The organism is Marinobacter sp. S6332, from assembly GCF_023016045.1.
Lineage (GTDB): Bacteria > Pseudomonadota > Gammaproteobacteria > Pseudomonadales > Oleiphilaceae > Marinobacter.
Genome location: NZ_JALKAP010000001.1, coordinates 225,304 through 245,141, shown reverse-complemented (window position 1 = coordinate 245,141; position 19,838 = coordinate 225,304). Strand labels below are relative to the sequence as shown.

Genomic DNA, 19,838 nt, shown 5'->3' with positions numbered 1-19,838 from the left:
TACTGGCGAAACTTGGTGGGCATCGAATACAGAGTGGAGGAAGATAAAAGACCCAAGCCCAATTCCTGAATCACTCTACGATGTCAAAATAGTCTCCACTGGTGAAAGCTGGAGAGCTATTCGTATCGACAAAAATTCTGGTACTTCTTGGAAAAACAGCAGGGGAACATGGGTTAAGTTTGCTCAAATAGAGTAAGCAGATTTTACCCCCTATCGCCCCTGAAGCATGAAGGTTTCGTACTCAAGTCGGTCGAACTTCCGCGACAGCATGGCCAGCCCGATTACCGAGGATAAGAGCGTAGCGCCTGCGTATCCGTAGCCGTAAAAGCTGGCGCCCAGTTCAATGGTGAGAAGCGTAAGCACGATATTACTGACAAAAAAGATCACACATAAAGACACGTTGATGTTTCTGGCGTCCAGATAAAACAAGACGTTCTGAATGGCGAGCAGAATGAGCTGCATGCTTACAGACACCAAGTCGATATAGAACAGGGGCAAGTAGAGCGTGGATATCCCAATGGCGGATAGCAGTTCATCTGCCCACAGGAACAGAATAATGACGGTAAAGCTCTGAACCTTGCAGATCTCGTAAATGCCGTTGCGTGCAACACGTACCATTTCATCCCGAAAACTGTTTATCCGAGCCAGAGTGTCGCCTTGGCGTACAGCGCTGTAGAAGCGGTCGTAGGCTTCAGAAAAGTCTGTTTCCATGCGTACTAGAAACACAGCCATGCCGGGGATGATGGCCAGATAGGCGAGGAAGATCGGCAGATCGTAGATCACCGATGCCCTGAGTGTTCCGATTACGTGCTGGGAGGTGTCCGGGTGAAACCAAAAGATAAACTTATCGGCCCAAACGGCGGCGTTGAACAAGAGGCCAGTGGCGATCAGAGCGGGGAAAATCTGTGCCCGGCGGGTAAAGTCGAAGCCCATGGGGGCGTCACTTGGGTACTGTCGGATGATGGTGAATAGAAAGCTGAATAACAGCAAGCCATGGCCTATCAGCAGGCCGCCCAAAAGCCCTTCCAACCCATACTTGGCTAACAGTATAGATGCGACAATGGCGGTGAAGTAGCTCACCGCAAACAGCGCCACAATCAAGGTGTAGGACTTCATGCCTGAAAGAAAGATGGTTACTGGCCAGAGATTACACAGCACTACAAAATTGGCCAGCATCAGAAGCTTGTAGACAACAGAGGTGCCGGGCAGCAGAAAAAGCGCTGCCGGTAGGCCGCAGGCCAGCGCCAGTAGGGTGGAAAACCAGAGCACGCCCATCAGGTTGGGCAGAATCAGCAGCTTACGTTTTTCATAGAGCCGGTCTGCAACCCAGCGCGTAAACACGTGTTGAAACAGCCCCGACAACGTTAGGGAAATCGCCATCAGATAGGTTACGGAAACCAGAAACTGAATGATCTCCCGTTCGGGAACCGACAGGCTGATACTGATAATACCAATCAGCATGACCCCGAGTACCGACAGCACCCAGGGACCGGAGCTGATGATGCTGGCGAGGCCGTAGGCGCCGATCAGGCTGCTCAGGTTGTCGCGCTTGAGGATGCGCCTGAGTTCAAATCCGATGCCTGCCATTAGTCTTTCTGGCTCCCGGCGGCTATGGCCGTGTCGTAAATGTTGCGATAGGAATCAAACATGGCGTCCAGAGTGTAGTAGCGTTTCACTCGGGCCAGCCCTGCCTCACTCGCTTGCTGCCAGCGTTTCTCGTCCAGCAACAGGCGGATAGCTTCTCTTGCGGTCGCTTCCGGGTCTGCAATAGGAACCACTGCGCCACTGCGACCTAGACTTTTATCTTCCTCAGTGCCGCCCTCAATAAGCTCGCGGCAGGCGCCAACGTCTGTGGCCAAACAAGGCAGCCCAGCGGCATGGGCTTCCAGAATAACCAGCGGTAAGGCTTCAGAAATTGAGGTTAGCACCATCAACCCAAGTTGCGGCAGTATCTCTTTCACGTTGCAGAAACCCAAAAACTTCACACAATCCTGCAAGCCTAGGCTGCTGACGAGTTCTTTGCACTCGGTTACGTAGGCCGGGTCTTCGTCTTCCGGGCCGACAATCCAGCCTTCGACATTCGGAACCACCTCGTACACCGAGCGCATGGCTCTTATGAAGGTTTTTATGTCTTTAATCGGCACTACCCTGCCCACAAGACCCATTACCATGGGCACTGTCGCAGGCCTTGCGGCGAGTGCGCCTTCGAACTGCTCGGGGCTGATGCCGTTCGGGATAATGTGGGTTCGTTCCGGGGCGGCGCCGTCCGCCAGTTGTCGTTGCTGATTCCCTAGGTAGAGGGAAATGATGGGGTCTGCCTGCTGGTAGGTAAGCCTGCCCATGGTCTCAAAAAATCGAATCCATAACTGCCGAATATAGCCGAGTTGGTCGTTGAGGTTGGCGCTTACCTGGTCGCTGGCTTCACGTATCCATTCGGCCTGAGAAAGATCGATCTTACGCTCTTTCGTGTATATGCCGTGTTCCGTGAGGATAAAAGGCACATCGCGCGAATCCCTTAGCATGGCGCCCAAAAGCCCGGCGTAGCCTGTGGAGATGGAGTGTACCGCCCGGGTTTTCGGAATGTTTTGCGCGATGTCTGCAAGCATGAACAGGGGCGCGTGCATGATCCGTATGGTCCAGAAGTAGTCCACAAAGGAAGGCTCGGTGCAGTATTTTCGGTAACTTTCGTCAATCATCTGCCAACTTTCTTCGCTGTACAGAAAGTCTTCTTTGCTGATGCCGCCTTTGCGCCCGAGATCTCGTAATGCTTGGCTGAGCACGCCTTCGGGCACGGGTTTATTGCTGCGGAACCGGTCATGCAGAGTGCGTTGGGTCTCGAAGGCTCGATGACTACCTTTGCTAGGCTTTGGCTTGGTGTCGTCAAGATTGTCCATCAGGTAATGGCATTCAAGGTGCACAACATTGTCCGGTAAGGTGTATTGCTGCTTGCCATAGTGGCCGCGATCGCCACCTAGAAAGATCAGCGAAAAACGGAACTGGGGCAGACCAGTAATAATTTGGTGCACCCAAGATGAAACGCCTCCGCGTATAAACGGGTAGGTGCCTTCCAGCAGCAGGGTGATATCGGCTGTGGGAGCTTCTTGCTTGGGCGTGCGGCGGATCATAGCCAGCCCTCCATCAGGTTTTTGACCACAGGCGCGGGCCGAAACCGTGAACAGTTGGCGAGATGGAAGCGTACTTTGCGATAGTCTCGTGCGAGAAAAGCAATCTCTGCCTGATAGGGGAAAATCAGCTCTGGCGGGGCACCGTTGGCAAGGGCCGCTTCGAAAGCACGGCTCGCGGCTGTGGTGTGGTTTAATGCTAGTTCTACCCGGCCCAAAAGCCGCCAGTCATTGTGCTGTGAGGTTGCGTCTGTCAGCTCCGCCAAAATCGTTCTGGCGTTTTCCAGATAGTATTGCCGCAGACCGCCTTGTGCGAGACCGAGATAGGCCATTTCCCACCAAGTGTGGGCCAGCCGACGCTTTAGCCGGTTTCGATCAGGATGTTGCCGTTGCTCTAGAAGCTTTTGCAGGTTTTGGGCACGGGATGCCAAGCGCTTCTCCTGTTGTTCTAGCATGGAGTAGGCTAGTAAACGCACGTCGTCGGATGGGTCTTTGAGCGCTTCTTGAAGAATGTTGATGGCTTCACGGTCGGTAAGCTGGCGGGAGGCCAGCAGGGCTTTCAGGCGCCGTTCTGGAGCTTGGGCTTCTCTAAGCACCTCGCGCAAGCCGCCTTCGCTGAAGGTCATTTGCTGGCTCATGTCCACCGGGCTGAAAGGCAGATCGGGTATGGCCGTTTCTTGCCAAGGGATGTTGTGCTCCGATCGCGGCAAGTGCAGTGGTAGCAGCATACCGGCAAATACTCCAATGCTCCCGATCACCGGGATAGCAAACTGCAGCGTAAACAAAAGCAGGCCTGCCTGAAAGCCTTTGCGGCGGTAGCTGGCAGGTAATAACGGCAGGCTCACAAATGTAAACACCAAGCAGGCCAATGCATGTATTGCAAGAAAGGTTAGAAAGCCAATAACAGGCGGCAGGTCCGCGAAAAGTGATGCGATGCTACCTGCTTCCAGTGCCAGGCCCAGTGAGATTAGCCAGGCGTTCATGTAGGTTCCTTCCGGATTCTCTCAAGCCACTGGGCGATGTCTGTTGTGCCGCTGATTTGCTGTTGCCGGATGCGTGCCAAAGCTTCCAGCGACTGCCCAGTTTGTTGGCGGATATCGTCTGCCAGCCTTTGCAGATAAGCCGCGCAGCCCAGTTCGTCCGTAAGTGGCATCAATATGGCCACTTGTTTCTCCGAAGCCTCAGGTGGGCAGGCTATGACATCAAGCCCGCGGCGCATCTGTTGCATTCGCTCGATTACCCGAGCTGCATCAGTCGTGTCCCTAAACGACAGGTGTACAAGGGAGCCGGGTAGTTCGTGGTCCTGAGCATCAGACAAGACCCGGGCAAGTTGGAATTTGAACTGACGCCATTCCGGCGCGGATTGTTGCTGTACTTTCGTTTGTTCCTGAATCATATCTGCCATGTGCCCCGCCAAAATAGCCAATAAGCGCAGGGTTTTTGGCTGAAAGCTGAAAAAAGGCATGGCTTCTACGGCAATCATGCCGATGATGATTCCGGTGGAATCAATGAGAGGCAGAGCCAGCAAAAGTTTGGTTTTCAGTTCGTCCCGGTTGTCGCGATATTCCGTGTGCACCGAAACCAGTGTTTGCTCTTGCAGGGCATGAGTTAGCAGGGGATCATCTGTTTCTATGGGTTGGAAGTTGCCTATGCTGGTCAGCGGCGTTTCCGACAGTTGACCCTCCTCAATCGCGTAAATAGCAGCGATCTGTAATTGGCCGTAACGAACCATAAGGCGCATGATCAGGTCGCTGGTTTCCCGATTGAGCCCGCTACCTTGGGCATGGGATATTTCGCTGTACAGGCGCCTTAGGGCTTCGCGTAGACTGCTGGAACTGCCAGCCAGTTGTTGCTCCAGACGATCGTGGGAAACTTTCAGTAGATAGAAATTGCGTGTGAATTCTTCTAACCGTGTATGCCGATATTGGTTGGCAGCTACCAGCTTTTCGATGCGCCGGTCCCAGTAGTCACGAAACTCCCCTGCAAGTAGGCCGATCGCCATCACGCCCAAACCCCATACGTAAGGCAACTGATTCCCGGGCAACAGCTCTGCCCGCAGAAGCAGGCCCGCGGTTGCGAGAATGACTGTGGATGAGACAAGCGCCATGAAAAAGCCGTATCTCAAACCTGCAAGCAGGGTGACCAGTGCTGGCCATGGAAATACGTCACTGACAAACAGAGGATCGTCCGGTCGGTTCCAGAAACCCAAAGCGATGAACAGCACCGTGATGGCGATGGTTTCAAACCACTTCAGCCAAATGGGTGACTGCTTACTGGCTAGAGCCGGATCACTGGATACGTCGGGTGTTTTCATAATGCCTTAGCGCGCGGAATTGGTTACAGGCAGTGCGTCCAGCAGATCATCCAAGACCTTGTGCCCGGCAACGGTAACGCCTTCACGGCCCCAACCTGTACGGGCGCCTGTGGCAGACCAAAGCACCGAGTTGTCATCGGCGTCGCGGAACTCCAGAGTGATTCCGACAGCCGGTTCACCGTCTAACCCGGATTTGTAACGCCATTCGTCAACAGTGCCCGAAACGATAATATCCGCGCCGTCTGACTGCGCGGCAGCGATCGCGTCCTGCTGTCTGGCTCGGTTGTCGTAGATTAGCGGGTTATCGTCTGCTGGCAGGTAAAGCTCCACCTCGGTCGCACCTTTCGCCCGTAGTAGTGCACTGAGGATGCTAGCGGCTTGGTCGCCAGCCTGCGGTGTTTGCGACAGATTGCCCAGCGGGATAACCGCAAATCGGCTGTTCAAGTCGACAGGCTCAGATGCTTGCTGGCTTTGCATGACGGAGCAACCGGCCAGAAAGGCCAGTGTCAGCACCAGTGTCATGGATCGGATGAGCATGATGAAAACTCCTGTTAATGGCCCAAATAAAGGGTATACGTTAATTTGGCATCTGCACGGGACTGACCGTCCAGACTGTCGGTGCTATAGCCAGCAGAAAACGCCAGCTCATCATCACCCGCAATACGCCAGCCGAGGCCCATGCGGGCGCCAAAGTCGAAGCTTGAGGTGGATAATACATAACCGCTGTCCAGTGCGAAAAACAATCGTGGCGATGGAGCGGTTCGGTTCAGGGCCTGAGGCTCCCCATGGGACCACTGGGATGTGAGCCCGATGCGCCGATAGTCATCGGTTAATAGCTCGTCGGGTGCTAGAGGTACGCTCAGTTTGGCAAGGGTGCCGGCGCTTAGGCTGTTGCTCAAATTCAGCTGGCGGCTTTGATACCCGAGTGAAATCCGCCAAGCCGGGTCGTTTCGGAGCAGGCTGTAAGTAGCAAGCAGGTCGGTGTTGTAGCCAGTGCCAATCTCGCCGCCGAAGGCTTCATCTACAGTGATATAGTCAATTTCACCGGTAAGCTCCAGCCTTGGCCAAGGAGCGTAACTGCCAGAAACTGAGGCCCGGTTGGCCGATGTTAACCACCAGGCTTCGGCACTGTTGGTTACACGTTCGTTGAACGCCAGACCGGCGCCCAGAGTAAAACGGTCCGAGGGCTGGGTTGTAAGCTCAAAAGCGGCCGACAGCTTGTCGCCACTGGCAAGGCGGTAAGTGCTAAGTTCGGTGCTCAATAGAAGGTTCTGATTGTTGGTCTGCCACTGCAGGCGACCACTTTCTGTCGGTTCAGGGCGTGCTAGCAGTAAGCCTTGGTTTTGAGCGCTGCTATGCTCTGCGGAAAAGAGCCAGCGGTAGCGGTCGTGGCTGAATTGTCCGGTCACCCCGGCTGTGTGTACTGAGAAACCGCCAAGATCGAGTATCTGTGCGCTTGCTTGTAGTGCTCGGTTATCAAATCGGTAAACGGGCCCTACGGGTTCCTGAATGGGATCCCTCAGAACACTGTGTAGCTGGGTAAGGACCTCTGGATCTGGCTTCTCCAGCTTCCCGGTGATGAGGACTGCGTATTGCCGCAGTGCCTCGGCTTCAGACCGCGCGCCATTATTGCGGGCATAGTCAGACAGCGAAAGCAATTGCGAGGGGTCGCCGCTGAGCTCCTTGCGAGCTTCTGCTAGCCAAACCTCGGCCAATTCCGGTTCATTCAATGCAAGGTGTCCATATATCTGCAGCGGATAGGTGTCTGCGGAGTGGTAGTCGGCCAGTGTGGCTAGAATCTGCGGTAGTTGGCCAGGCAGCAGGCTGGGTCGGCTCAGTAAAAACCAACCCCAGTTAATCAGCAGGCTGCTGTTATCCGGTGCCAGCGTGGCGGCTGCTAAAAACGCTTTTTGGGCGGCCTCGGGCTTGTTGTGGGCTTGGTGCAACCTTGCTGTCAGTACCCAAAATCGAGGGTCATTCGAGGCTTGAGAAAATGTGCTATCCCATTGCGCGAGCGATTCGGCCAGCTCATCCCACTGGTTCAGAGAATTCTGCAGCTCTGCCATGGTGATGAGGTAGCGCAACTCTCCGGTCTCGCGATATTGCTGGCGGCTCAAAGCAAGGGATTCGTCGGGGGAGCCAAATTGCCAAGAGAGTGTGATTATGCGATCTCTGAGTTCTTCGGGTATCCCATCAACTGGCTGTTTAGCACTGCGTTCATAGAATTGTTTGAGTAGATCTTTGCGGTTTAGCATGATGGCGAGGTCCCAACGCATGGCCTCTGCTTCCTGAGCCAGCTCGGGGCTTTCTGGTATAAATTCCAATGCAGTCAGTGCTGACTCCGGATCCCGCGTACGCCAATGTAAGTTGGCGAGCCGTACTTTTTCTTCGTCTGTCAGTGAGGGAGCAGCTTGCAGCATACTGATCGCGTCTTTAAAGCGGCGACTGTTCACAAGTAATACAAATCGGCGCTGCCGCAAGGCAGCGTTTTCGGGGAAGCGGGCTATTCCTTGTGTTAGATATTGATCGGCATTGCTCATGTCACCGGTACTAATGAGAGCGTCGGTAAGCTGGTTATAGCCTTCCGGGCTCAGTTGCTTACGGGCGGCGCGAACCTTTAACAGTTCGACAAGTGTGGGCCACCGGAACAGGCCGCTAGCCAAGCTGGTGGCGCGATCATAGGCAATTGAAGAAGTGTCTTCCGGAGTCTGGCTAAGAAACAGGTCGCGCCAATAGCTCAGAGCTTCCGAGGGCATGCTGTTCCATTCATATACCTTGGCAATGCGTTCCCTATCGGAGCTGGCCAATGCACGGCCACTGTTTTCCATGCGTTTGATAGTAGTCAGGGCCTCGCGGAGGTCGCCGCGTCCTAGCTGCAACATGAGGAATCGGCGTTGTACATCTATGTCGTCGGGCTCTTTCTGCGCCAGCAAAGCAAGCCAGCTTCCACTTGCTTCCGGCTCACCTGCAAGATCGGCAAGGCGTATGCCTTCGCGCAACTGTTGCGGGTTCAGACTGGTGCCCTCGTGAGTTTCTTGAAATAGTTTCAGTGCATTGCCTGCGTTTCCTGTGGCCAGCTCTAGCCGAATCAGGTTGCGAATAAATGCGTTTTCTTCGTCGGTTGGAACCAGCGGAAAGATGGTGCCAAGGGTGTCTTTCGCGCTGTTCGGGTTGCCGGTGGCTTCCTGAAGGTTCGCAATATCCTGCCCCAGCCGGAACCTTGCAATGCCGGTAGTCTGCTTAAAAAGTTGCTGGTACGCAGCCAACTGTTCGCTAGCGGTAAGCAGCGGTAGAACGTTGGTGGCAAGCGCCCGTTTATCAACAGTCGAGTAGCCCTGGTCAAAAGCCTGCTCAAGCGTAGACGCAAGCTGGCCCCGAAGCTGCGATCGGTCCGCATCGGTCTCGGCCCGGAAAAACTCACTCCGGAGAAGCTCCGTTTGGATGGACATGGCTTGGAGCGGGACTTGGGCGTTATCGAGCAAGGGCGCCAGTGTGTTCATGGCTTTGTTAGGTTGACCGGCTTTTTGCTGCATTCTGCTCAAGTTGAGGCGCAGTTTTTGGTTGCCTGAATCGGATTTCAATAGCGTTTCAAGATAGGCCAGAGAAATGCTATCCGGAGCCTCAAGATAACGGGGATCCTCAAAGGCTGCCTGCCGTGGAAACAGCAAGTACAAGGTCACCAAAAGCAGGCCAGCCAAAGCCAGCAAGGCTGGGAGGCTAAAAAAGGCAGGCTTGCGGTGGCGCATGAATCAGTGGCACTCCATCTCAAACCGGCCACGGTTTTGCTCTGCAGCACGGAAGTGAAGACGCCTGTTGGAGTCTTTGCTAATCGACAGCTGCTGTTCTTTTACAGAACATTGAGATGTACCTGAAAGGGTAAAGTCCAGTGGTTGATAGCCTTCAAATTGCAGTGTTATATACCAGCGCCTGTCTCGCTGCTCGCGTTGCCATTGTACGATTTGTGCGTTTGCGGAATCCAGTACAGGCCCAACTACAGGGTCTGGGGAAAGAACTAACAATGGGTCATTTCCCAAGAGGTGTACGAAGCGCAGCTTACCTGTGTCATGAAAGCCTGCGACGCCACGGCTGAGTGACATGTCGGGGTACTGGTCCTGACTAATGCGTACCGTTGAAGGTGGGCGTATACCGCGCCAACGAAAACTGTGTTCATCAGGCTTCAGGAGAACCGAATAGTATTGTCCCTGTACACGCTTGGCGTAGTCACTCAAATACATAGGGGTTACCGGCTGGGAAAGTGCATAGGTGTAGACCTCTTCCAGAGCCCTGAGTGCTTCGGGTTTGGTGCCGGAATAAAAGTGGTAATAGATGCTGATGGGTTTCAGGCGGTTGTTGGCTTCCAAAATCCGGAAGGTCTCAATAACGTTGCGGAAACCGTAAAACGGGCCGGTCCATAGATCTGTGTACACATTCTCATTCATTACGGCGGCATAGACCTGTAACTCGTCACCCACAGGGCGCGCATCGGGCCAAACACCAGCCAATTCAGAATCGTAAGGCAGTGGGTGGGTGTCGCCCCCGTTCACATTGAGTAATCCCATTTCCCGGGTAATTCTCAGCGCCTCGGGCCCTGGGCGGGCATCTCCGGTCCAGAGAAACATAGACACGGGTTTATCATTGGGTGCCAAACGTTCGTTGATGTAACTGACCGAGTCGCGAATTTCCCGAACCAGAGACGGGGTGTACCCGGGTATATTCATCGAGTATCCGTAAAGGGTGTCCTCCGGGTTCGGGGCGCTCCCCGCTCCGCCCTCAATCATACGCCAGAAGAAAGGATGGCTGTATGAATGTGAAGCAACTTCCACATTGTCCATCCGGAAAATAGCACGGGCACTTGCTTCTGCCTCTTGGCTGACGCCTGGATAGAGGCCTTCCGGCGAAGTTTCCGCTTCAATCACTGAAGCTGTATGGGGAATATCGAAGACCTTAAGAATGCGCTGCGCAATGGCGTCCGAGCCCAATGGGCTACCGGGCAGTTCCGCCCGGGATACTAGACCGTCGCCGTCAATATGCGCAGTCAGTATACGTCTGCCACTTTCGGTGGTGCTGTCGATTGCCGGAAGTGCTGGCAGTTTAAGAGCCTGTTTCAGAAATTCGAAAGGGTCGAAAAGCCAGAATGCCTCATCCTCCGGGCCTCTCTCAAAAATGAATGGTAAAACGGCCACGCCGCCTTCAGAGTGGGTATAAACCGGGCTGAAACGGGTGCCGGTTATATCTGTTGCGCTGAGCCAGTGGTCAGCAGGGGATGCCTGCGGCAATGGTCCTGTAACCGCTTTAGGTAAGCGTGTACTTTCATAATTGCCCATAGAAGAATGTATGGGTGAGGTTTCGAGATCTCCGTTTGGCAAAGCCACGCGCTGGCTTTGCATCAGATTTCGACATTGGGTGTTTGTTGGCGTAAGCCCGAAAGTAACCACCGGCATTTCTGGCGATTGCCATCCGCTGAGCCAGCGGCAGAAACCGGTTTTTTTAGCGTTGGCTTCCCACCAGACCACTATGCCTGCGTAGCGGTCATCCAGCGGCTCTTGCAAAAAAGGCTGCAGGGTTGAACGGTAAACAGGTACAAGCCCAAGGCGTTCTAGCAAAATGCCGAGGCGCCGGTGGGCGGCACTTTGATCAACCTGATGCTCCGGTAGATCATGGAACACCAAAACATGCCGCTTATGTACTGGCGGTTGCGTGGGGCCAAGTCGGTTCAGGTTGTGATCGGAAATATAGGGAATGAAACCCTCCTGCGCGAGCACTTGAGACTGCTCTTGGGTGTCTTCCATGTTTTTCGCGTAGTCGATGGCAATGACCGGGGTATTCGGATGCACCTCGCGCCAGTGGGCAAGCTGGCCGGAGAGCCATTCACGGCTATTCTCAGGAACACTGTGGTAGCGACGGCCGCCAGCTTCATAGCCGTGGCGCCAGGATTCGAACGCTAATGCATCTACTAGCTTATGGACATGTTCGGGCAAGTGGAAACCACGGTTTATGATGATGCGGCTTTGTGGGAAACGGTTACGAATATCCGCGATCAGCAGCCCCTGAGACTGGGCGAAAGCTTGCTGGTTTTCTTTGCCCTCAGAGGTAAGAAGATGGCTGTCTAGCGTATCCAGAAAAACGCCTTGAAACCCACGGGCCATTTCCGGAGCGATTAACTGCTCCATCATGAAACTCCGAACATCGGCCCGGCGTATGTCCAAAACCTCGCTCTTCCAAGCTTTGTTCTCCCCCAGCACCCAGTCGCTTTGTAGGCTTTTGGCTGCTTGGTGTGACCGGGCCATTTCTCCTGCGCTCAGGTATAAGATTGGGCGGGTTTCGCCTTGGCTCAATAGGTCGAGGCGGGCATTCGAGGTTTGGTCAGCCTGCAGCACTAGCCAGTCGTAAGCGTATAGGCTGCCTATCGGTGCTTCGTTGCCGTAATAGAAGCCGACGTTGCGGGGAGATGCTGATTGTTGTGTGCCTGCAGCCAGCACAGAGGCGGACAAAAGGAGCAGTATACTGAGCAGGAGGTGTCGGATCATGTGGGCAGATGCTGCAAAAAATGTGTTGGAGTTCTACATTGTAACGCAAACTGAAACCAGGAACCTGCCTACCCGATTTCCGAGCCTTGGCTAAGGAACAGACATGTTAATTGTGTAAGCCAACTCACCTGAGTCATTGGTGCTTTCAAATTTTCTGCAGTATGCCGGCTTTTTTGAGCCGAGAAGCCAGTGCGGGCCCACCTTGTTACGAATCGCCGGAGACTACCTGACCCGCGTCATCGATAAACTCCGAGGATTGAGGCGAAGCCTGCGCTCGGGGTGTCAGTTCGACCACTTCATCCAGAAAAATCGTGCCTTTATCAGCTCGTTCAAATCGGCCCGGGCGGGATTGGTTAGCACCGGTAAAGGCGCCTTTTTCAACGCCAAAAAGTTCGGATTCAATAAGGTCCGGTGGTATGGCGGCACAATTGACGGCAACAAACGGCCTGTCAGCCCTTTCACTGCGCAAGTGTACACTGCGTGCGATCACTTCTTTACCAGCACCGGTTTCACGGAAAATGATTTCACGCCCCATGAACGAGGATGTATAGGCGCATGCATAGCCCAGCAGCGCCCAGCACGCTGGCTCATCCATTTGCCCCAGTTTAGTCTGGCAAATCTCCACTTCAAAAGAATCAATCCACTCCATTTCCACATAGAAGTCGCCAGTTTCCTGATCGAAGTCACCCACGGTGATGGCTTGGGTGGACGCTCACTGAACTATGGCTTTCCGGCCCACAGCGATGAGGAGTATCTCCGCGCGGTGGTGCCGAAAATGAATAACGTCAGGATCTCTGCACTGCTTCTACCGGGGATTGGTACGGTTGATCACCTGAACCAGCCGTTTCGTAACCGGCGGGCGCATGGCCGATGTTGCAGATGGAGACCTGAAGACCATCGGCGTGGTGATGGAAACCAACGGAGAAGTGATTCAGACCGGTGCGGGAGCTGCGGTATTGGGGCACCCGGCTGCTTCGGTAGCCATGCTAGCCAACATGATGGGGGAGCGTGGAGAGAGCTTGCCGGCTGGCAGTTTTATCATGATCGGTGCTATCACGGCGGCGGTTCAGGTTGAGAAAGGTGATGCTTTCACCGTGCGTTATCAGGGCCTGGGCACCTTGGGCGGTAAGTTTGTTTAAGTGTCTTGTGTGCTTGCTTCTATCTTCGTGTTAAAACTGGGAGATTGAAGAAACAGGACAAAGAGGTCTATTGCTTATGCTCAGCATCCTGATGGTCGGCGCAGGTGGTGTTGGTGGATACTACGCAGCGCGGTTATCTGAGGCCGGCCACCGGGTTGTTCTTACGGCCCGTGGAGCACACCTTGCGGCCCTGAAGAAAAAGGGCCTACTGGTTCATTATGAGAATCGTCAGATAGAGTGTCGGGTTCCCGCAGTTGATCATGCTACGTTGATGCAGGATTACCAGCCCGGGGACTTTGATGTTGTTGTCATTGCGTTAAAGTCCACCGCCACAAAGGCCGTGCTGGATGAGCTGGGCCTCTGGCTGGCACAAAGTGATGTGCCTGTTCTGTCGTTGCAAAACGGGGTGGATAACGAACCTTTGATTGCCAAAAGGCTTGGCGAGAGCCGGGTTCTTGGTGGCCTGGCTGTGCGCATCGGTGGCCATATCGTTGGGCCCGGCGTTGTTGAAGCGGAAGGCGTCGCGCAGATTATTATGGGCGAGTGGCCGGTGGTTCCGGATGAGCAGGACGCCCGTCGCCCGCTTCTGGAAATTCTGCAGACCGCGTTTGAGAAGGCCGGCATTCCGTCAATGGTGTCGGATAATATTCGCTCTGAATTGTGGCGTAAGCTGGTGATCAACAATGGGGTCAATCCGATCTCTGCCCTCACCGGGCTGGATACGCAAAGCCTGACCCGACACCCCCGGTTCAGCCAAATCGTGCAGGGCATGATGGCGGAAGCCGCCGCAGCCGCAAAGGCCGACGGCGTGGAGCTTGGCAAAGCCGATGTTGACGAGATGTTCGCACTGATCAGCAGCTTCAACGCAATCAAAACATCTATGCTGGTCGATAAGGAAAAGGGCCGCCCTCTTGAGCTGGATGGCATCGCCGGGGCAGTGCTTCGCCGCTCCAATGAACTCGGAATTGGCGCCCCCTATACCACTACCGTGAATGCGCTTCTGGAGCATGGCCTGGGTTAGCGATCCGTCAACTTGATTTCGATGCGTCGATTTTTTTGCAAAGCCTCTGGTGTGGTGCCCTTCGCAACCGGGAAGAATTCGCCAAATCCTGCCGCAACCATTCGGTTTTGTGGCACGTCCTGATCCGCCAAGTAGCGAACAACGGCCACCGCTCGGGCGGTTGAAAGTTCCCAGTTGGAGGGAAACTGCGGCGTGTTGATGGGTATTAGGTCGGTGTGGCCATCAATACGCAGAATCCAATCGAGATCCGCCGGTATAGTTTTGACCACTTCAAGCAGAACGCCGGCGAGTTTATCAAGTTCGCGCTTACCTTCTGCCCCTAGCCGTGCGGAGCCGGATGCAAACAGCAGTTCCGAAGGCAGCAGAAAGCGGTCGCCGACCACCCGAATGTTTTCATTGGCGGCCAGAATATTCCTTAGCCGCGAGAAGAATTCAGATTGGTACTGCTCCAGTTGGTTGACGCGTTCCGCCAGTAAGGTGTTCAAGCGTTGACTGACTTTTTCTAGCTCACCTTCTTTATCTGCAGTCATTTCCTGCTGCAGTTTAAGGGCAGCGGTTATCTGGCGCAGTTGATTTTGGAGTGATGCTATTTGGTTGGATAGCCGCAAAATCATGTTCTGCTGGCTAATGGAAAGCTCTTCCTTGTCGTCCAGTTCTTGATTCATATTTGCCAGCCTTTCTGCGCGGGCTTCGGCATCGGCGGTTTGCTGCATAAGCTGATTGCGGGCGGCATCCAGCCGGTTTTGTAGGTCTTCGTTTTCAGCTTGGCTGTCGCTGAAGTTGCTTTGAACCGTGAGCATTTGCTGCTCCAGCGCTTCGGTTTTGCTTTGCTCCAGCCCTAGAAGTTGTGATATTTCACTCAAGCGCTGGTTCAGGCGGGCCAACTCGGAATTGCGGTCCGATAGCGTTTGGGAAAGGTAAAGCTGGCTCACCACGTAAACCAGCAGCATGAATATCACCAGCATTAATAGGGCCGAGAGTGCGTCTACGTACCCTGGCCATACATTGATATTACTGCGGCTTCGGCGTCTGGAACCGATCATGGCTGGGGTTCATTGCTGGTGAATGGGTCTAGCAGGTTGGTTACACCGGTAAGCCATTCTTCCAGCCCATCGTAGAAGCGGTTTTGGGCATGGCCAGCCTGAATATCGAGAAAGCCGAGTATTAACGACCCCCCAAGGCCAAAAAGAGATGAGCTGAACGCGGTGCCCATGCCTTGTAGCGGCGTAAGTAGCCCAGCTTGGAGATCTGCGAACACTTTGCCAAAATCTCCTTGGCCCATGTCCAGATTGGTAATCACTTCACCCACTGCATTTATGGTGCCGAGCAAGCCCCAGAAGGTGCCTAGGAGCCCGAGAAAAACCAACAGGCTGATAAAATAACGGGTGATCTCCCGCTGCTCATCCATTCTTGAGTGAATGCCATCCAGAACGGTACGAAGAGACATGGTAGAAAGTGTGAAGCGGTCGCGCTTGGATTCTTCACCCAACTGCCGGGCCAGAGGCTTGAGCAAGCGGGGTTCCTGCAATACCGAAAGGCCAGAGTGGCCCGTGCGGAACTGGGAAACCCAGCGCAGTTCTGGAAACAGGATAAATACCTGACGATAGGTGAGGCCGATACCGATAAGTAACACGCCAACAATCAGCAGGTTGAAAACCCAGTTGGCCATAAATGCAGAAGCTAGAGGTTTGTGGATCAGTACGCCAACAACTGCGACAACCGCGAGGAAGAGCGTCATCCAGAAAAGAGTGTGTTTTGGATTACTCATGAAAAAAACCAGCCTTTTAAGATGTTCTTCAAAACGTTAGCACAGACTGGCGAATGTTGGTGCTTAATTGCCGGAGATCGTATCCGCAAGAATGCCCCGGCCAAGCGAGATGCCAAGCCGGGGTCGCAGCTATTGTGCTGTCAGTCTTGCTGGAGAGTTTGCACTACAGCCTTGGCCGCGCCCTCGGACGAAGCCGGGTTCTGACCGGTAATCAGCTTGCCGTCCACAACGATATGCGGCGCCCAGTCGTCGCCTTTGGAGTAGGTTGCTGTGTTTTCTTTCAGCATGTCTTCCAACAGAAAGGGCACCACAGCGGTAAGGCCAGCTGCCTCTTCTTCGCTGTTGCTAAAGCCGGTTACTTGGCGACCGCCAACGAGATTTTGAGCTGGCTTAATCTCAACATTTTTGAACACCGCTGGCGCATGGCATACAGCACCAATGACTTTGTCTTGCTCATAAGCGGCCTTGAGCAGAGCGATGGAATTGTCATCGTTAACCAAATCCCATAGAGGGCCGTGACCACCGGGATAGAAGACCGCATCAAACTCGTTCATCTGCACATCGCTCAGTTTCTTTGTGCTAGCGAGGGATTCCTTGGCGTGGGCATCTGCCTGAAAGCGGCGCGTGGTATCGGTCAGCGCTTCATCGGCTTCGCTGTTGGGGTCGACGGGCGGTTTTCCACCTTTCGGTGATGCGATGGTGATGTCTGCGCCGGCATCGCGGAAGACGTAATAGGGCGCGGTAAACTCTTCCAGCCAAAAACCGGTTTTGTGCCCGGTATCGCCCATCTGGTCGTGTGAGGTAAGTACCATTAGGATCTTCATAATACTGGTCCTTGTCGTCGTGAAGTGAAAGTCACCTATTTTTACCTGACTTGTTCTTTTGTCTTGTGCTGCTAGCGTATTAATTCAACCGTTAGGATAGGAGTCTTTTTACGCAAGCTGAGGGTGCTTGGATTTGAGAGCGTCTATACTGATTAAAGCGGAAGACCTGTACGAAGATCTGATATTGAAGTATACAGACCATTACGCTTAAGAGTTTGAGAAGGCATGCCGGGTACATCGATAGCTCCGGCGTCAATTTGTGGCTGAAAACCCGAGAACAGGATGCTCGCTAACGTGTTAGCTCATATAAAACATTCGCTCGGCGTCTCTGCCAGACTTTCTTTTTTGCTGCTGGCAGTAATGGTGTTGTGCAAACCGGGATTGACGGAAGAGCGCTACTGTAAAACGTTAACGGTGAGTGGTAACCCCGAGTATCCGCCGCTACTTTGGGAAGACCCCCGGGAGCCGGGGACGCTTACGGGCGTTGCCACGGCATTACTGGCGGAAATACTTGAACCCCTTGGGCTCAAGCTTGAGGTTAAGAGCCTCGGCTCTTGGGCTCGGGTGCAGCGCCATGCCAGATATGGTGAGCTGGATATGATTGCCGGGGCTTTCATCACCCCTGAGCGCATCCAGTACATGGATTACCTATTGCCGCCGTTTACCCAACTTACGGTATCCGTGTGGGTACCTAAAGATAGAGCGTTCGAATATCGCCACTGGGCGGATCTGCAAGGCAAGCACGGAGGTACACTGATCAATAACAGCTTTGGGCAAGAGTTTGACAGCTTCGCCCAAAAGAGTTTGGATATAGTCGGTGTGCGGACAATCGAACAGTCGTTTGAAATGGCGCTTGCTAGGCGTGTTGATTACGTTTTGTATGAGCGGCTGCAAGGGCAAGTAAAACTGCAACGTTTGGGGTTTGCAGACGAGTTTGTCGCTCTGGATGTTCCCGTCAGTACCGAAGGATTGTTCTACACGTTTTCCAAAAAATCGCCGTGCAATACGTTTGAACTCCGTGAGCGAATTGCTGACCGCTTGTATACACTACTCAATTCTGGCCGCTTGGACTCGCTTATCAGCGAGTATACGGCCCGCTACATGTCCCTTCAGCCATAGGGCGACAGGGGTAATCTATCAAACTAGCTAGAGAGTTCTATCAGTATGGCAATCTGGACCCGTACACCGGATCTTGAGCAGTTGGCGAAAGCCAGTGCTAATACGGCAGTTTCCCACATGGGTATTGAGTACACGGAAATTGGGGATGACTACGTAACAGGCCGCATTCCCGTTGATGAGCGCACGGTTCAGCCGTTTGGTATTTTGCATGGCGGCTCATCAGTGGTTTTAGCGGAAACGCTTGGCAGCATGGCAGCAAACTGCTGCCTGAAAGACCCGTCCACTGTTGCGGTAGGGTTGGAAATTAACGCCAACCACATACGTCCTGTTACTAAGGGCTGGGTATATGGAACCGCCAGGCCTCTTCATATCGGCAGCTCTACCCAAGTATGGGAGATTCGTATGACCAACGAGGAAGGCAAAACCTCCTGCATTTCGCGTCTGACCATGGCAGTTACGCGTCGGCCCTAGTCCATAGACAGAGGAGTGAGTTCAAACATTCTTGCACTGACCCTTTTTAGCTAACCCCGCGGTTCTCTCAGGCCTTGCTTTGCGCTTGGCTTAGAATTGCGGGAAAAGGTGTACGCGGTTTCGACCATCGGACTTGGATAGATACATGGCTTCATCGGCGCGCGATAGCAACGACTCAAGCCGGTCATCGTCCGGCGTCAACATGGCAACACCGAAGCTTGCGGTTGGTCTAAGCTCCGTCTGCTTGTATCTTACCTTTAGGCTATCAAGTGCGTTGCGCAGCCGCTCAGCAAGTTCCATTGCGTGCTCCTGAGAAGACTCTGGCAGTAAGACGGCAAATTCTTCGCCCCCAATGCGCGCGGCGATATCCGACTCTCGCACTTCGGCTAGCAGCAAACTTCCCACTTCCCTGAGAACCGCATCCCCGGCTTCGTGGCCATAAGTATCGTTGATTAGTTTGAAGTGATCCAAATCAAACATGATCGCTGCGATAGGTGTGTTGCGCCGTTTTGCTTGCTTTAAGAACTGACCCCCAAGCTGAAAAAATGCTCGGCGGTTGTTCAGCTGTGTCAGTTCATCCTGCAGGGAAGTGGCTTCTGCCCTCTGTTGCGCATTCTGCAGGGCTATTTCCATGTTTTTGCGGTCAGTAATGTCGGTGGCAATTTCCAGGCGAACCAGGCGCCCGTCTGTCCATCTGATGGCCAGGTCCCGGCACTGGTACCAGTGTTTGTTTACCCTGTTTTGAAATTCCCATACATGGACACCGGTGGCGTTACCCGAGCTATCAACTAACAAGTGGTTTGTGCAGAAACTGCAGGGGCCATCGGCGTTTTGCAGCACTTGCCAGCACTTCTTCCCTTTCTCGACTTCATCCAGCATGTTTTTGCCATAACCATTCATATACAGCAACTCGTGGGTTTCGAAGTCTGCCACGTATACCAGAGCATCAAGACTATCGAGAATTTTCTGGAGCGCGGCACTGTCAGCACCAAGCCCTTTAGCAACCACAGGCTCCGCAGGGGCGGCGGGGCCAAGCTCCTTAACGGGAATCCTGTGATCGGCTTTATGAGTAGTCATTAGCGTCAGTTTGTGGCAATTTTGGGCGCAGTATAGCAATTATTAATCGAAGGAAGGCAGTTCCCGCTTGCTAACAGGCATACCGGCTTCTTGCCAGGCATCAAACCCGCCTTCGATAGATTGTACGTGCAGATAGCCCATTTCTTTCAGGGCTTTTGCACTCAAAGCCGAGCGACCCGAGGTTTTGCAATACAGCACAATTTTCATGTCCCGATTGGCAAGTGCCGGGTCGGCGCTGAACTTGAACTCCAGAGTTCCCCGGGATACGTGTGTGGCGTGGGGGATATGGCTATGCCGGTATTCATCTCCATCACGCACATCCAGTAGCAGATCTGCGGCTTGAATGGCGCTCTCGGCTCTTTCCAGAGGTATTTCTTCAATCTGCTGTTTTGCTTCTGCAACAAAATCCTGTGCGGTTTTCATAACAAGTTCTCTCTGCCAGGTGCGTGTTTGCCC

At 53.7% G+C, this 19,838-nt stretch carries 15 protein-coding genes and 3 pseudogenes; 5 read left to right on the top strand and 13 right to left on the bottom strand.

Annotated features, from left to right (window positions below; all coding sequences use genetic code 11):
• Nucleotides 1-210: 210 nt before the first annotated feature.
• From pelG to MWU62_RS18885, 8 genes and pseudogenes are all read right to left on the bottom strand, one after another.
• Complete coding sequence (gene pelG / locus MWU62_RS01140; protein WP_247113028.1) at nucleotides 211-1,587, bottom strand: exopolysaccharide Pel transporter PelG; 1,377 nt, start codon at nucleotides 1,585-1,587, stop codon at nucleotides 211-213.
• Entirely contained in the window at nucleotides 1,587-3,125 is a 1,539-nt protein-coding gene (pelF, locus tag MWU62_RS01135; RefSeq protein ID WP_247113027.1) for a GT4 family glycosyltransferase PelF, read from the bottom strand. Before pelF ends, pelG begins: the two co-directional genes overlap by 1 nt.
• Nucleotides 3,122-4,105, bottom strand: a complete 984-nt coding sequence (locus tag MWU62_RS01130; protein ID WP_247113026.1) for a polysaccharide biosynthesis protein — start codon at nucleotides 4,103-4,105, stop codon at nucleotides 3,122-3,124. The genes pelF and MWU62_RS01130 overlap by 4 nt, the downstream gene beginning before the upstream one ends.
• Nucleotides 4,102-5,436: a PelD GGDEF domain-containing protein gene (locus tag MWU62_RS01125; protein ID WP_247113025.1), complete on the bottom strand. Its 1,335-nt coding sequence runs from the start codon at nucleotides 5,434-5,436 to the stop codon at nucleotides 4,102-4,104. The genes MWU62_RS01130 and MWU62_RS01125 overlap by 4 nt, the downstream gene beginning before the upstream one ends.
• A 6-nt stretch (nucleotides 5,437-5,442) precedes the next feature.
• On the bottom strand, nucleotides 5,443-5,973 hold the full coding sequence (locus MWU62_RS01120) for a hypothetical protein (RefSeq protein ID WP_247113024.1): 531 nt from the start codon (nucleotides 5,971-5,973) through the stop codon (nucleotides 5,443-5,445).
• Between the two features lie 14 nt (nucleotides 5,974-5,987).
• Nucleotides 5,988-9,182, bottom strand: a complete 3,195-nt coding sequence (locus MWU62_RS01115; protein ID WP_247113023.1) for a tetratricopeptide repeat protein — start codon at nucleotides 9,180-9,182, stop codon at nucleotides 5,988-5,990.
• Nucleotides 9,183-9,185: 3 nt separating this feature from the next.
• Complete coding sequence (locus MWU62_RS01110) at nucleotides 9,186-11,963, bottom strand: endo alpha-1,4 polygalactosaminidase (protein ID WP_247113022.1); 2,778 nt, start codon at nucleotides 11,961-11,963, stop codon at nucleotides 9,186-9,188.
• A 262-nt stretch (nucleotides 11,964-12,225) separates the two neighbouring features.
• Nucleotides 12,226-12,642 (bottom strand): annotated as a pseudogene (locus tag MWU62_RS18885) (sigma 54-interacting transcriptional regulator); the annotation flags it as partial.
• On the opposite strand from MWU62_RS18885, the pseudogene MWU62_RS01100 reads away from it, so the two are divergent.
• The 3 genes and pseudogenes from MWU62_RS01100 to MWU62_RS01090 form a co-directional block, all read left to right on the top strand.
• A pseudogene (locus MWU62_RS01100) lies at nucleotides 12,637-12,798 on the top strand (4-hydroxy-2-oxovalerate aldolase); the annotation flags it as partial. The pseudogenes MWU62_RS18885 and MWU62_RS01100 sit on opposite strands and share 6 nt — an antisense overlap.
• A 1-nt stretch (nucleotide 12,799) precedes the next feature.
• Nucleotides 12,800-13,102, top strand: a pseudogene (locus MWU62_RS01095) (fumarylacetoacetate hydrolase family protein); the annotation flags it as partial.
• A 76-nt stretch (nucleotides 13,103-13,178) separates the two neighbouring features.
• Nucleotides 13,179-14,123, top strand: a complete 945-nt coding sequence (locus tag MWU62_RS01090; protein WP_247113021.1) for a 2-dehydropantoate 2-reductase — start codon at nucleotides 13,179-13,181, stop codon at nucleotides 14,121-14,123.
• Here MWU62_RS01090 and MWU62_RS01085 read toward each other — a convergent pair.
• The 3 genes from MWU62_RS01085 to MWU62_RS01075 form a co-directional block, all read right to left on the bottom strand.
• Nucleotides 14,120-15,166 (bottom strand): peptidoglycan -binding protein, encoded by a 1,047-nt coding sequence (locus MWU62_RS01085; protein WP_247113020.1) that lies wholly within the window; start codon nucleotides 15,164-15,166, stop codon nucleotides 14,120-14,122. The genes MWU62_RS01090 and MWU62_RS01085 overlap by 4 nt on opposite strands.
• A complete protein-coding gene (locus tag MWU62_RS01080) occupies nucleotides 15,163-15,891 on the bottom strand; it encodes a MotA/TolQ/ExbB proton channel family protein (RefSeq protein WP_200363209.1) in 729 nt (242 codons plus the stop codon). Before MWU62_RS01080 ends, MWU62_RS01085 begins: the two co-directional genes overlap by 4 nt.
• Before the next feature lie 140 nt (nucleotides 15,892-16,031).
• Nucleotides 16,032-16,715 (bottom strand): type 1 glutamine amidotransferase domain-containing protein, encoded by a 684-nt coding sequence (locus MWU62_RS01075; RefSeq protein WP_247113019.1) that lies wholly within the window; start codon nucleotides 16,713-16,715, stop codon nucleotides 16,032-16,034.
• A 294-nt stretch (nucleotides 16,716-17,009) separates the two neighbouring features.
• Between MWU62_RS01075 and MWU62_RS01070 the strand changes: the two genes are divergently transcribed.
• Together MWU62_RS01070 and MWU62_RS01065 are read left to right on the top strand one after the other, a co-directional pair.
• Entirely contained in the window at nucleotides 17,010-17,834 is an 825-nt protein-coding gene (locus MWU62_RS01070; RefSeq protein WP_247113018.1) for a transporter substrate-binding domain-containing protein, read from the top strand.
• A 45-nt stretch (nucleotides 17,835-17,879) separates the two neighbouring features.
• Nucleotides 17,880-18,305, top strand: a complete 426-nt coding sequence (locus MWU62_RS01065) for a hotdog fold thioesterase (RefSeq protein WP_247113017.1) — start codon at nucleotides 17,880-17,882, stop codon at nucleotides 18,303-18,305.
• A 90-nt stretch (nucleotides 18,306-18,395) separates the two neighbouring features.
• Here the strand turns inward: MWU62_RS01065 and MWU62_RS01060 are convergent, their stop codons facing one another.
• Both MWU62_RS01060 and MWU62_RS01055 read right to left on the bottom strand, forming a co-directional pair.
• Entirely contained in the window at nucleotides 18,396-19,382 is a 987-nt protein-coding gene (locus MWU62_RS01060) for a GGDEF domain-containing protein (protein ID WP_247113016.1), read from the bottom strand.
• A 42-nt stretch (nucleotides 19,383-19,424) separates the two neighbouring features.
• A complete protein-coding gene (locus tag MWU62_RS01055; protein WP_247113015.1) occupies nucleotides 19,425-19,805 on the bottom strand; it encodes a rhodanese-like domain-containing protein in 381 nt (126 codons plus the stop codon).
• Between the last annotated feature and the right edge of the window lie 33 nt (nucleotides 19,806-19,838).